At 73.8% G+C, this 12,716-nt stretch carries 8 protein-coding genes; 6 read left to right on the forward strand and 2 right to left on the reverse strand.

Going from position 1 to position 12,716, the window contains the following annotated elements:
* Positions 1–452: 452 nt before the first annotated feature.
* Both polX and ACNF49_RS20765 read right to left on the reverse strand, forming a co-directional pair.
* The gene (gene polX / locus ACNF49_RS20760; protein WP_357996823.1) at positions 453–2,132 is read right to left on the reverse strand and encodes a DNA polymerase/3'-5' exonuclease PolX; all 1,680 of its coding nucleotides are present in this window, start codon (positions 2,130–2,132) and stop codon (positions 453–455) included.
* 38 nt (positions 2,133–2,170) lie between these two features.
* Positions 2,171–3,151 carry an aldo/keto reductase gene (locus ACNF49_RS20765; RefSeq protein ID WP_482944723.1) on the reverse strand — a complete coding sequence of 327 codons (981 nt, stop codon included), beginning with the start codon at positions 3,149–3,151 and terminating at the stop codon, positions 2,171–2,173.
* A 183-nt stretch (positions 3,152–3,334) separates the two neighbouring features.
* Between ACNF49_RS20765 and ACNF49_RS20770 the strand changes: the two genes are divergently transcribed.
* The 6 genes from ACNF49_RS20770 (at position 3,335) to ACNF49_RS20795 (ending at position 12,700) form a co-directional block, all read left to right on the forward strand.
* Positions 3,335–4,465 carry a sensor histidine kinase gene (locus tag ACNF49_RS20770; protein ID WP_357964484.1) on the forward strand — a complete coding sequence of 377 codons (1,131 nt, stop codon included), beginning with the start codon at positions 3,335–3,337 and terminating at the stop codon, positions 4,463–4,465.
* Between the two features lie 127 nt (positions 4,466–4,592).
* Positions 4,593–7,148, forward strand: coding sequence for a class III lanthionine synthetase LanKC (lanKC, locus tag ACNF49_RS20775; protein WP_482944724.1), 2,556 nt, complete (start codon positions 4,593–4,595; stop codon positions 7,146–7,148).
* Positions 7,149–7,152: 4 nt separating this feature from the next.
* The gene (locus ACNF49_RS20780) at positions 7,153–7,284 is read left to right on the forward strand and encodes a SapB/AmfS family lanthipeptide (protein WP_352327332.1); all 132 of its coding nucleotides are present in this window, start codon (positions 7,153–7,155) and stop codon (positions 7,282–7,284) included.
* A 69-nt stretch (positions 7,285–7,353) separates the two neighbouring features.
* Positions 7,354–9,018: an ABC transporter ATP-binding protein gene (locus tag ACNF49_RS20785; protein ID WP_482944725.1), complete on the forward strand. Its 1,665-nt coding sequence runs from the start codon at positions 7,354–7,356 to the stop codon at positions 9,016–9,018.
* Positions 9,015–10,721 (forward strand): ATP-binding cassette domain-containing protein, encoded by a 1,707-nt coding sequence (locus tag ACNF49_RS20790; RefSeq protein WP_482944726.1) that lies wholly within the window; start codon positions 9,015–9,017, stop codon positions 10,719–10,721. The genes ACNF49_RS20785 and ACNF49_RS20790 overlap by 4 nt, the downstream gene beginning before the upstream one ends.
* Positions 10,718–12,700 carry a prolyl oligopeptidase family serine peptidase gene (locus tag ACNF49_RS20795; protein ID WP_482944727.1) on the forward strand — a complete coding sequence of 661 codons (1,983 nt, stop codon included), beginning with the start codon at positions 10,718–10,720 and terminating at the stop codon, positions 12,698–12,700. The genes ACNF49_RS20790 and ACNF49_RS20795 overlap by 4 nt, the downstream gene beginning before the upstream one ends.
* Positions 12,701–12,716: the final 16 nt, after the last annotated feature.

A 12,716-nucleotide genomic window follows, 5' to 3' on the forward strand; every position in this document is an offset into this window, starting at 1 on the left:
GGCGCGTGCGCCGTCCGCTGGAGGGGCTCCTTGCGCGTTGGTCGCCGGGTGTTGCGTGTGTGCGTCGGCCCCCGCTTCAGGGGGCGGTTCTGCTCTAAGGTTGCAGCAAATGTCCTGATTTGGGGTGTTAAGTCCGGATTTGAGAGCAGAATTGTGGTGGATGACCGTTCCTGGAGAAGGGCTGTGACGATCTGCGGCGGATGCCCCCGTCGAGGCTCGGGTGCGGCCCGCGCTGGGTGCGGGCCGCGCCCGACCGGCACTGTGAGGTGGGACGTGCCGGCCCGCGCCAACATGGGCGGCGTCCCCTTGCGTCCGGACGCGGCGCCGCTCATCAACGCGGACCGCACCCGCCCCGGCAGCCCGACGCGGCGCCGCACGCTGATTGCGGGCAGCACCCGACCCCGTCCGACGGGCGTCGCCCAACCCCGTCCCGGTGTGGGACAGGGAGAGGGCTAGCGGCCGAGGAAGGTGAGGAGGCGGTCGAGGGGCCAGGTGTTGATGACGTCGTCGCCCGTCAGCCAGGCCCGCTGCGCGATGCCGACCCCGAACCGCTGATGGGCCAGGTGCGGGATCGCGTGCGAGTCGCTGTCGATGGAGAACTTCACCCCGTGGTGCTTGGCCAGCCGCACCAGGTCGGCCGGAAGGTCGGAGCGGTCGGGGTAGGAGTCGATCTCCATCGCGGTGCCCGTACGGGCGGCCGCCCGGAAGACGGCGTCCCAGTCGGCGTCGACCGGCGGCCGCTTGCCGATCTTCCGGGTGGTCGGGTGGCCGATGATGTCGACATAGGGGTTCTCGCAGGCGGCGATGAACCGGCGGGTCATCTCCTCCCGCGACATGCCGAAGTGCGAGTGGACGGAGGCCACGCACACGTCGAACTCGCGCAGCACCTCGCCGGGCCAGTCGACCGACCCGTCGGGCGCGATGTTGAGCTCCGACCCGTGCAGGATGCGCATGTGCGGATACTGCTTCTGCAGCTCCGCCACCCGCCCGCGCTGCTCCAGCGCCTTGTCCAGGGTCATGCGCTGCATGGCCAGGTCGGGCGCGTGGTCGGTGACCGCGTAGTAGGAGTAGCCGCGCGCGGCGCCGGCGGCCACCATGTCCTCCAGGGAGGCGATGCCGTCGGTGAGGTCGGTGTGGGTGTGCAGGTCGCCCTTGAGGTCGGCCAGCTCCACCGGCACCGGCAGCTCGCCGCGCAGCGCCGCCTTGACCTCGCCGCCGTCCTCCCGCATGGGCGGCGGCACGAACTGCATGCCGAGCGCCTCGTAGATGTCCTCCTCGGACTCCGCGGCGATCACCCGCTCGCCCTCGAACAGCCCGTACTCGGACAGCTTCCAGCCCTTCTTCACCGCCATCTCCCTGATGGCCACGTTGTGCTCCTTGGAGCCGGTGAAGTACTGCATCGCCGCGCCCCACGACCCGGCCGGGATCAGGCGCAGGTCGACCTGGACGCCGGAGGTCGTGCGGATCGAGGTCTTCTTCTCGCCCGCGGCGATCACGTCGGCGACGTAGGGCTGGGCGCGGAAGTCGGCCATGATCGACTCGGGCGCCACCGCCAGGATGTCGATGTCGCCGATCGTGTCCTTCATCCGCCGCAGCGAACCCGCGTACGCGACGCGCTCGGCCTTGAGCGAGCCGATGACCTGCTCGGCCAGGGCCATGGCGACGCCGATGTGCACCCGGCGCCCCGACTGCTCGAGCTGCTCGATGCCCTTGAGCAGGTTGGCCAGGGTCTTGGGGCCGAGGCCCTTGACACCGTCGAGCCGGCCGGAGGTGATGGCCTCGCCCAGCGCCACCGTGGAGTCGATGCCGTAGTCCTCGAACAGCATGATGGCCGTCTTGGGGCCGAGCGTGGGCACCCGGGTGAGCCGCCGCACACCCTCGGGCACGCGGCCTCGCAGGTCGTCGAGCTGCCGGAAGCTGCCGCGCTGGAGGAACTCCTCCATCTTCTTGGCGATGGCCTCCCCGACGCCGGGGACGCCGCGCACGTCGACCTCCGCGATGTCCTCGGGGAACCCGGCGATCGCCTTGGCCGCCTTCTGGTAGCTCCGCACCCGGAAGGCGTCGCCGCCGCTCAGCGCGAACAGCTCCGCGTATTCCTGCAGCGCCGCCGCCGCCTCCTCATTAGCCCGCATGCCCCTACCTTAGGATCTCCGACCGACAATCCCGGTGCTCAGAACCTGACCTCACGCGGCCGGTACGGCTCGGCCAGGAACGCGAGCTCCTTGTCCGACAGCTCCACCCCGACGGCCGCCACGGCGTCGTCCACGTGACCGTCCTTGGTGGCACCGACGATCGGCGCGGTGACGCCCGGCTGGTGCAGCAGCCAGGCCAGGGCGATCTGGGCCGCCGGCAGCTCCCGCTCGGCGGCGAGCTGGGCGACCCGGTCGAGGATGCGCCGGTCGTTGTCGGGGTCGTACAGGAAGTCGATGCGCGCGTCGGAGCCGGTCCTGGCGGTCGCGGAGGCCGCCGGGCCCGCCGCGCCCGCCCTGGCCAGCACGCCGCGGGCGAGCGGGCTCCACGGGATCACGCCCACGCCCTGGTCGGCGCAGAGGGGCAGCATCTCGCGCTCCTCCTCGCGGTAGAGCAGGTTGTAGTGGTTCTGCATCGAGACGAACCGCGTCCAGCCGTTGGCCTCGGCGACGTGCTGGGCCTTGGCGAACTGCCAGGCCCACATCGTGGACGCGCCGATGTAGCGGGCCCGGCCCGACCGGACCACCTCGTGCAGCGCCTCCATGGTCTCCTCGATGGGCGTCTCGTCGTCCCACCGGTGGATCTGGTACAGGTCCACGTAGTCGGTGCCGAGCCGGGCGAGCGAGGCGTCGACGGCCGAGAGGATGTGCTTGCGCGACAGGCCGCCGTCGTTGGCGCCCCGGCCCATCGGGAAGTAGACCTTGGTGGCCAGCACGTAGTCCTCGCGGCGGGGGAAGATCCGGCGCAGCACGGCGCCGGTCACGACCTCGCTCTGGCCGCGGCTGTAGATGTCGGCGGTGTCGAAGAACGTCACGCCCGCGTCGGCGGCCCGCCGGATGATCGGCTCGGCCTGCTCCTCCGGCAGCGCCCATTCCTGGCGGGCCGGATCGCCGTAGCTCATCATCCCCAAACAGATGCGAGAAACTTTCATACCTGTGGTGCCAAGTCGCATGTAATCCATACCGACACCCTATGACTGATATGAACTGCCTAACCCCTTGTGGGGTGGGAAGTCAGCGTGTCCGGAAGCGGCCTCGGTCTTTACATAAGGTGGCCGTGTCAGGTCGATTAGAGGAACGAGGGAGCGGTGAGCGCACTCGCCACGCGTACTGTCCCGTCACGTCAACCGCACACCGGGGGTGAGGTGGACGCCACAGACCGTGGCCCGGCGCCTCGATTACGTTCCAAGGCGCACGTCCTGACGTCTCCCGGCTGGGCCGGCGGGCTCGGCCTGGTGGCGGGGGGCGTCGGGCTGGTGATCCCGGTGCAGGCCGGGCTGGCCGGGTCGGGGCTGGCGGTCGAGGGGTCGGTGGCGCTGGCCGTCCTGCTCACGCTGCACGGCAGGTTCGTCCTGGAGGAGCCCGCGCGGCGCGCCGGCTCGTGGTGGCTGGTGGCCGTCCAGGCGTGGCTCACGTACGTGCCGCTCGCGGTGCTCGGGCCGGCCTGGACCCCGGTGTGCGGGCTGCTGGCCGGCGCGCTGCTCGTGGTCGCGTCCCGGATCAGGTCGGTCGTGCTGGTGGCGCTGGCGCTGTCGTGCGGGCCGGTGCTGCTGGCCGCGCCGGGCTCCTGGCAGGTCGAGCCGGTGTGGGCGCTGGTCACCCCCTTGATCGGCGTCGTGGAGTTCGCGCTGCTGAGCCTGCTGGCCCGGGTGCGCCGGCTGTCCGGGGCCCGTACCGACGTCATGCGCCAGGCCGTCACGCTGGAGCGCCGCCGCTTCACCCGCGACCTGCACGACCTGGTCGGGCACCGGCTGACCGTCCTGACGCTGAAGGCGCAGCTCATCCAGCGGCTGGTGGCCGAGGGCGACGAGAAGGCCCGGCAGGAGGTGGGCGAGACGCTCGAACTGCTGCGCGACCTGTCGGCCGACGTCCGGGCCGTCGCGCACGGCCGCCTGCGCAGCTCCTCGCTGGCGGCCGAGCTGGGCTCGGCGCGGGCGCTGCTGGAGTCGGCGCGGGTGCGCTGCCAGATCAGGGTGGCCTGCCGTGACCTGCACCCCGACGTGGAGGAGGCCCTCACGCACGCGCTGCGCGAGGGTGTGACGAACGTGCTGCGGCACGCAGAAGCCGGACAGTGCTGGATCCAGCTCATGGAACGCGACAATGTGGTCCGCCTGTCCATCAGGAACGACGGCGTACGCCCGCCGCGCCGGCCGGGAGACGCCGGTCAGGGCCTGCTCAACCTGGCCGAACGCGTCTCGGCGCTGGGCGGCTGGCTGGAGGCGTCCACGTCGCGCAGCGGGGAATTCTCGTTCAGTGTTTATGCCCCGCGCATATAATTACCTTTTGTGAAAAACGCATCAAAGCGCATTCCATAGCCATATATGGCTTATGTTGCGTGTTACTAGTCCGACCCGGCGCGGGTGCGGCAGGCTCTAACCACACCGCCTCGGAGGGCCGCGCCAAATGGACAAGTACGAGCTCTACTGCCTTGTGGACCAGTGTTTCTACGACACTCCCGACCACAGCACGGCGGCGGACGCCGACTTCGCCCACCTGCGCCGGCCCGTCCCCGACGGCTGGGCCCACGACCTCAGTGACACCTGGGCGTACTACATGCCCACCGGCGAGGCGCCCCTGCCGACCCAGGGCTGGAAGATCCATGTGTCGGCCCGCGTCGAGGACGCCGAGAAGGTCGTCGACACCGTGTGGGACTACTGCGTGCCCCGCGGGATCGCCTTCAAGTTCCTGCGCGGCCCGGCGGTGCTCGTCATGGTCAACTCCAAGGCCGCCTCCCGGGCGTCCAGCGGCAAGCTGGTCACCATCTACCCCCGGGACGAGGGGCAGCTCGAACTCGTGCTCAAGGAGCTCGACGAGCTGCTGCGCGGCGTCGAGGGGCCGTACATCCTGAGCGACCTGCGCTACGGCGACGGGCCGATGTTCGTCCGGTACGGCGGGTTCGCCGAGCGGCACTGCCTGTCCCCCTCCGGGGAGCGGGTGCTGGCCGTCGAGGACGGCGACGGCAAGCTGATCCCCGACGTGCGCGGCGCGACGTTCTCGGTGCCGCCCTGGACGACGCTGCCCGAGTTCCTCGAACCCCACCTGGCCGCGCGCAACGCGGTGACCATGGAAGGGCTGCCGTACCGGATCGAGAGCGTGCTGCACTTCTCCAACGGCGGCGGCGTCTACCTGGCCCGCGACACCCGTACCGACGAACAGGTGGTGCTCAAGGAGGCCAGGCCGCACGCCGGCCTCGACGTGGCCGGCCGGGACGCGGTCGCCAGGCTCGAGCACGAGCGCGACATGCTGCGCCGCCTGGCCGGCCTGCCCGCCGCCCCCGAGCTGCGCGACTACTTCGCCATCGGCGGCCACCACTTCCTCGTCCAGGAGTTCGTGGACGGCACCCCGCTCCAGCGGCGGCTGGTGCACCGCTTCCCGCTGACCCGGGCCACCTGCGACGAGCAGGACCTCGCCGACTACACCGCCTGGGCCACCACGACCGTGGAGAGCGTCGAGGAGGCCGTCGAGTCGCTGCACGGACGCGGTGTCGTCTTCGGCGACCTGCACCCCGACAACATCCTGCTCACGCAGGACGGCCGGGTCGTGCTCATCGACTACGAGGTCGCCACCCTCGCCGCGGACCGGGCCAGGGCCGCGCTGGCCCATCCCGCCTTCGCCGCCCCGCGCGACCGCCACGGCGTCGAGGTCGACCGGTACGCGCTGGCCTGCCTGCGCTTCGCCCTGTTCGCCCCGCAGTGCACGATCATGCTGCCGATCCACCGGCCGAAGATCGTCCAGCTCGCGCGGGTCGTCAAGGAGACCTTCCCCGTCCCCGATGCCTTCATGGACACCGCCGCCGCGACCATCGCGGGTGACCAGGCCGTGGAGACCCCCGTGCCGATACTGGGGACGGCCACCTGGGCCGAGCTGCGGGAGGCGATGTGCCGGGCCATCCGGGCCGCCGCGACCCCCGAGCGCGACGACCGCCTCTTCCCCGGCGACGTCGCCCAGTTCAAGCCCGGCGGCGGCCTCAACGTGGCGACCGGCGCGGCCGGCGTGCTGCTCGCCCTGTCGGCCACCGGCCTCGGGCCCTTCCCCGAGTACGAGACCTGGCTGCGCGAGCGCGCCCTGCGCCCCGCCGCGGGCTCCGGCATCGGCCTGTACGACGGCCTGCACGGCATCGCCCACGTCCTCGACCGGCTCGGACACCGCCAGGACGCGCTCGACGTCGTCGACATCGCCCTGCGCGAGCAGTGGGACCGCCTGGAGACGGCCCTGTTCTCCGGCCTGCCCGGCATCGGCCTGAACCTCCTGCGCCTCGGCCGGACCGAGCCCGCCCTGACCGGGCACGCCATGCGCGCGGTGGACATCTGCGCCGACCGCCTCGGCGGCCCCGAGGACGTGCCCGAGATCAGCGGCGGCAGCAACCCCAGAGCCGGCCTCATGTACGGCTCGTCCGGCTCCGCCCTGCTCTTCCTGCACGCCTACGAGCACACCGGCGACCGGGCGCTGCTCGACCTGGCCGAGGTCGCGCTCAGGCAGGACCTGCGGCGCTGCCGGGCCTCGGAGGACGGCTCGCTCCAGGTGAACCAGGGCTGGCGGATGCTGCCCTACCTGGACGAGGGCTCCGTGGGCATCGCCATGGTGCTCAGACGTTATCTCGCGCACCGCGACGACGACGAACTCGCCGCCGAGCTGGACCGGCTCAAGCTGGTCGCCCGCGCCGGGTTCTTCGTCCAGCCGGGGCTGTTCACCGGCCGCGCGGGCATCATCGCGGCACTCGCCGGCGATCCGGTGGCCCGCGAGCTGATCAAGGGGTTGAGCTGGCACGCCATGCCGTACGGCGGCGGCCTGGCCTTCCCCGGCGACGGGCTGTTGCGCCTGTCCATGGATTTCGCGACCGGTACGGCCGGCGTGCTGTTCGCCCTCGGGGCGGTGCTGGGAGACCAGCCGGCACGCCTGCCGTTCCTGGAGGCCGCACCAGAGCGGCCTGCGCATGATCAACCGCGGAAGGAGGTGTAAGAACATGGTTCTTCTCGACCTGCAGGGTCTGGAGGCTCCCGCGGCCAGCGACGTGGCCAGCGGCGGCAGCTCGCTCACTGCTCTCACGTGTCACTCGGGTCACCCGAGCAACCTCAGTGTCGCTCTCTGCCACTGATAGCTGACAGGGTCCCCGCGCCGTTTCGTGGTGGCGCGGGGACCTCCCGAGTCTGAAGGAGGCCGGCAGGTGGGACCGGGAGACCGCCTGGTGACGGACGCCGTACGGCGCTGCGGCCCGTGGCCCGCCGTGCTGGCGGTCACCGCCGTCGCCGGCGCGGCCGGTGAGCTGGCCGTCCCGTTCCTGGTCGGCCGCACGCTCGACCTGCTCCTCGTCCGCTCGCCGGACGCCGGCACCGCCTTGACGCTGTGCGCGGGCGTGGTCGCCGTGGTGGTGCTCTGCGAGAGCCTCGGCGGCTGGGCCAGAGGGGCGAGCAGCGCGTACGCGGCCGCCCGGCTGCGGCTCGGCGTGCTGCGGCACGTGCTCGGCGTCGGCCGGGCCGCCACCCGCCGCTTCCCCGAGGGTGAACTCGTCACCCGGGCCGGGCTGAACGCCGAGGAGGCCGGACGGGCCCCCGAGACGGTCACCGGCGCCCTGGCCCTGCTGGTGCCGACCGTCGGCGCCCTGGTCGCGCTCACCCTCATCCATCCGCTGCTGACCCTCACCCTCGCGGCCGGCGTCGTCCTCATCGTGTTCGTCCTGCGGGCCTTCCTGCGCGCCACGACCGTCATCTCCGGCGGCTACCAGGAGGTCCAGGGCGAGATCGCGGCCCGCCTCGTGGACGCGCTCGACGGCGCCCGCACCATCGCCGCCGCCGGGACCGCCGGCCAGGAGGCCCGGCGCGTGCTCGCGCCCCTGCCCCGGCTGCGCGCGCACGGCATGGCCCTGTGGCGCGCGAACGCCGCCGCCGGGGTCCGGTCGGGGCTGATGATCCCGCTGCTGGAGGTCGCCGTGCTGGCCGCCGGCGGGTTCATGCTGGCCGCCGGGCGGCTCACCGTCGGCGACCTGTACGCCGCCGCCCGCTACGCCGCCCTCGGCGCCGCGCTCAGCACCTCGCTCGGTTACGTCGGCGGCCTGGCCAGGGCGCGGGCCGCCGCCGCCCGCGTCGCCGACGTCCTCACCCTGCCCCCGGTCCGCCACGGCACGCGCACCCTGCCGTCCGGCCCCGGCACGGTCGAGTTCCGCGACGTCGCCGCGGACGGGCTCACCGTGGGCGACCTGACGATCCCCGGCGGCACGGTCACCGCCGTGGTGGGCCGGTCGGGCTCCGGCAAGTCCCTGCTGGCCGCGCTCGCCGGCCGGCTGGCCGATCCGGAACGCGGGGACGTGCTGCTCGACGGCGTCCCGTTACGTGAGCTGACCCGCGACGGCCTGCGCTCGGCCATCGGCTACGCCTTCGAGCGGCCGGTCCTGGTCGGCGACACCGTCGGCGAGGCGATCAGCGCCGTCCCCGGCTCCCAGGCGGGACGGGAGGCCGCCCTGGCGGCGCGCGCCGACGGGTTCGTCCGCCGGCTGCCCGCCGGTTACGACACGCCGCTGGCCGAGACCCCCATGTCCGGCGGCGAGCGGCAGCGGCTCGGCCTGGCCAGGGCTTTCGCGCGGGGGGATCGGCTGCTGGTGCTCGACGACGCCACCTCCAGCCTGGACACCGTCACCGAACGCGAGGTCAGCCGGGCGCTCACCGGCGACCCCAGGGGCCGCACCCGCCTGATCACCGCCCACCGCCTGGCCACCGCCGCCCGCGCCGACCAGGTCGTCTGGCTGGAGGAGGGCCGGGTGCGCGGCGCCGGCCCGCACGACGTGCTGTGGCGCGACCCCGCCTACCGGGCCGTCTTCCAGGAGGCCCGCCCATGACCCCCGCCTCCGGCGCCGCCGCGGTCCCCGACGCACCGGCCGGGTTCCGGCGGGCGCTCGTCCGCGACCCACGGCGGCTGGTCGCCATCCTGCTCTGGTCGGTGCTGGAGGCCGCGCCCGCCTTCCTGGTCGGGCACGCCGTCGCCCGCGCCATCGAGGACGGCTTCGCCCGCGCCAGGCCGCTGACCGGGCTGGCCTGGCTGGCGGCGCTCGGCCTGGCGTGGCTGGTCTCGGCCGTCGGTGCCCGCCAGGTGGTGCTGGCCGTGGCCGCCGTGGCCGAGCCGTTCCGCGACGACCTCCTGACGCGGGTGGTGCAGGGAGCGCTGCGCCGCCCGCTCGACGAACGGCCCGACAGCGCGGCCACCGCGCGGGCCGGACTCCAGGTCGAGCTGGCCAGGGACGCCTTCGCCGCCGTCGTCACCACGGTCAGGGGGTTCGCCTTCACGCTGGTCAGCGTGGTGCTGGGGCTGCTGACGCTGGCGCCGGGCACGCTCGTGCTGGTGCTGCCGCCGTTCGCGGCCGGGCTGGCGTTCTTCCTGGCCTCGCTGCCCGCGCTGGCCCGGCGGCAGCGCGCGTTCCTGCTGGCCGACGAGGAGCTGGCCCGGTCGATGACCGCGACGGCCGCCGGGCTGCGCGACATCGAGGCGTGCGGCCTGCAGGACCGCGAGGACGAGCGGCTGGCCCGCCAGGTCGGCGCGCAGCGCGACGCCGCCCGCGCCCTGGCCAGGGTGACCGCGGTGCGCACCGCCGCACTGGCCGTCGGCGGCTGGCTGCCCGTCGTCCTGCTGCTCGCCGGCACACCCTGGCTGCTCGACGGCGGTGCCCGGCCCGGCGTGATCGTCGGCGCGCTCGCCTACGTCACCCAGTCGCTGGCCCCCGCGCTCGGCGGGCTCGTCCAGGGGCTCGGGGTGAGCGGCGTGCGGCTCGTGGCCACGCTGCGCCGCATCGCCGCCGCCGCGCCGCCCCAGCCGCCGGCCCCGCCCAAGGTCCGCCCGACCGGCGGCGGCGTCACGCTCCGGTCGGTCACCTTCGCCTACGGCCCGCACTCGGCGCCGGTCCTGGACCGTCTCGACCTCACCGTCCCCGAGGGCGACCACCTGGCCGTCGTCGGCCCGAGCGGCGCGGGCAAGTCGACGCTCGCCGCCCTGCTCAGCGGCATCCTGCGGCCCGGCGAGGGGGAGGTGCTGGTCGGCGGCGTGCCCGCCGACCGGGCCGACCCCGCCGCCCGCGTGCTCATCCCCCAGGAGGCGTACGTCTTCCGCGGCACGCTGCGCGACAACCTCGCCTACCTCGCGCCCGAGTCCGGCCGCCTGGACGAGGCCGTGGCCGCCCTGGGCGCCACGGACCTGGTCGAGAGCCTGGGCGGGTACGACGCCACGCTGGACCCGGCGGCGCTGTCGGCCGGGCAGCGCCAGCTCATCGCCCTCGTCCGCGCCCACCTGACCCAGGCCCCGCTGGTCATCCTGGACGAGGCCACCTGTCACCTGGACCCCGCCGCCGAAGCCCTGGCCGAGAACGCCTTCGCGGCCAGGGGCGGCACGCTCATCGTGGTCGCGCACCGCCTCACCTCCGCGCTGCGCGCCCGCCGCGTCCTGCTCATGGACGGACCCCGGATCACGATCGGCACGCACGACGAGCTGATCCGGGTCTCGCCCCTGTACGCCGACCTGGCCGGCCACTGGCAACCGGAGCCCGTGTCATGACATTTGCAGACGAGTACCCGCCCGCCGAACGTCAACCGGTCACCGACCGCCTCCACGGGCGCGACATCCCCGACCCGTACCGCTGGCTGGAGGACCCCCTCGACCCGCGGACCGGGGAATGGCTGGCCGCGCAGGACCGGCTGTGGCGGGAGGCCGCCGCGCGCCTGCCGGACCGCGAGCGCTTCCTGGCCCGGCTCACCGAGCTGAGCGTCACGGGCCTGGTCACCCCGCCCGTGTGGCGCGGCGGCCGGCGCTTCCACCTGCGGCAGACCGGCTGCCAGGAGCACCCGGTCCTGTACTGCGACGACCGGCCCTTCCTGAACCCGGCCGACCGCGACCCCAGCGGCCTGACCACCCTGGACGACTGGCAGCCCGACCCGCAGGGCCGCCTGGTCGCCTACCAGATCTCGCGCAGCGGCGACGAGAAGGCCGACCTGTACGTCGAGGAGGTCGACACCGGCAAGCTCGTGGACGGCCCCATCGGCGGCTGCCGCTACTCGCCGGTCGCCTGGCTGCCCGGCGGCGAGGGCTTCTACTACGTGCGCTTCCACGAGGGCGTGCACCTGCACCGGCTCGGCGTCCCCGACGACGTGCCCGTCCTGACCGGAGGCCCTGTCTCCTACGGCGTGCAGCTCAGCGCGGACGGCCGCTGGCTGACGATCTCCGCGGGCGGCACGGCCGGCAACTCGCTCTGGCTGGCGGACCTGGCCGGCGGCGACCCGGCCCGGCCGGAGCTGCGGGTCGTCCAGGAGGGTGCGCACGTGCGGACGGCGGGCGCGGTGGCCTCCGACGGCCGCCTGTACCTGCTCACCGACCGCAACGCCCCCCGGCGCCGGCTGTGCGTGGCCGACCCGGCCGAGCCCGAGGTGTGGCGCGAGCTGGTCCCCGAGGACCCCCGGGCGGTGCTCGGCGCGTTCACCCTGCTGGACGGCGACCGCCTGCTGGTCTCCAGGACCCGCCACGCGGTCGGCGAGATCGCCGTGCACGACGCCAGGACGGGGGAGCGGCTGGGCGAGGTGCCGCTGCCCGGCAGCGGCTCGATCGCCTCACTCAGCTCCCGCCCCGAGGGCGGCCACGAGGCCTGGTTCACCTACACCGACGCCGTCACCCCCGCCGAGATCTGGCGCTACGACGCCCGCACCGGCGCCGCCGGCCTGTGGGCCGCCCCGCCGGGCCGCGTCGCGCTGCCCGACGTGAAGAGCCACCACGTCGAGTACACCTCGGCCGACGGCACCCCCGTGCGCATGGTCGTGGTCGCGCTCTCCTCCGGCTCGGGCCCCCGCCCGGCGATACTCAACGGGTACGGCGGCTTCGGCATCCCCCTCATGCCCGGCTACGCGGCCGACTCGCTGGCCTGGGTGGAGTCGGGCGGCGTGCTGGCCATCGCGAACCTGCGCGGCGGCGGCGAGGAGGGCGAGTCCTGGCACCGGGACGGCATGCTGGAACGCAAGCAGAACGTCTTCGACGACTTCGTCGCCGCGGCCGAGAAACTGGTCGCCGACGGCTGGACGACCCCGGAGCAGCTCGGCATCTGGGGCGAGTCGAACGGCGGCCTGCTCGTCGGCGCGGCCCTCACCCAGCGCCCCGACCTGTTCGCCGCCGCCGTCTGCTCGGCCGGGCTGCTGGACATGGCCCGCTACCACCTCAGCGGCCTCGGCCCGTCCTGGACCGGCGAGTACGGCGACCCCGCCGACCCCGACCACCTGGCCTGGCTGATGGCCTACTCGCCCTACCACCACGTCCGGCCGGACGCCGGCTACCCGGCGACGCTGTTCACGGTCTCGGCCGCCGACACCCGGGTGGACCCGATGCACGCCCGCAAGATGTGCGCGGCCATGCAGTGGGCCCAGCGGGACGGTTCACACCCCGTCCTGCTGCGCCACGAGCGCGACGTCGGCCACGGTGCCCGCGCCGTCAGCCGGTCCATCGCCCTCGCCGCCGACGTCCTGGCCTTCCTGGCTGCCCACACCCGGCCCTGAGCGGGCGGAGGTGGGC

The sequence above is a fragment of the Actinomadura sp. ATCC 39365 genome, from assembly GCF_054392275.1.

What these genes read in the sequence shown, in the direction of transcription:
- polX (WP_357996823.1), bottom strand. Translation starts at nt 2,132, where the DNA reads ATGCGGGCTAATGAGGAGGCGGCGGCGGCGCTGCAGGAATACGCGGAG.
- ACNF49_RS20795 (WP_482944727.1), top strand. Translation starts at nt 10,718, where the DNA reads ATGACATTTGCAGACGAGTACCCGCCCGCCGAACGTCAACCGGTCACC.
- ACNF49_RS20780 (WP_352327332.1), top strand. Translation starts at nt 7,153, where the DNA reads ATGGTTCTTCTCGACCTGCAGGGTCTGGAGGCTCCCGCGGCCAGCGAC.
- ACNF49_RS20790 (WP_482944726.1), top strand. Translation starts at nt 9,015, where the DNA reads ATGACCCCCGCCTCCGGCGCCGCCGCGGTCCCCGACGCACCGGCCGGG.
- ACNF49_RS20765 (WP_482944723.1), bottom strand. Translation starts at nt 3,151, where the DNA reads ATGGATTACATGCGACTTGGCACCACAGGTATGAAAGTTTCTCGCATC.
- lanKC (WP_482944724.1), top strand. Translation starts at nt 4,593, where the DNA reads ATGGACAAGTACGAGCTCTACTGCCTTGTGGACCAGTGTTTCTACGAC.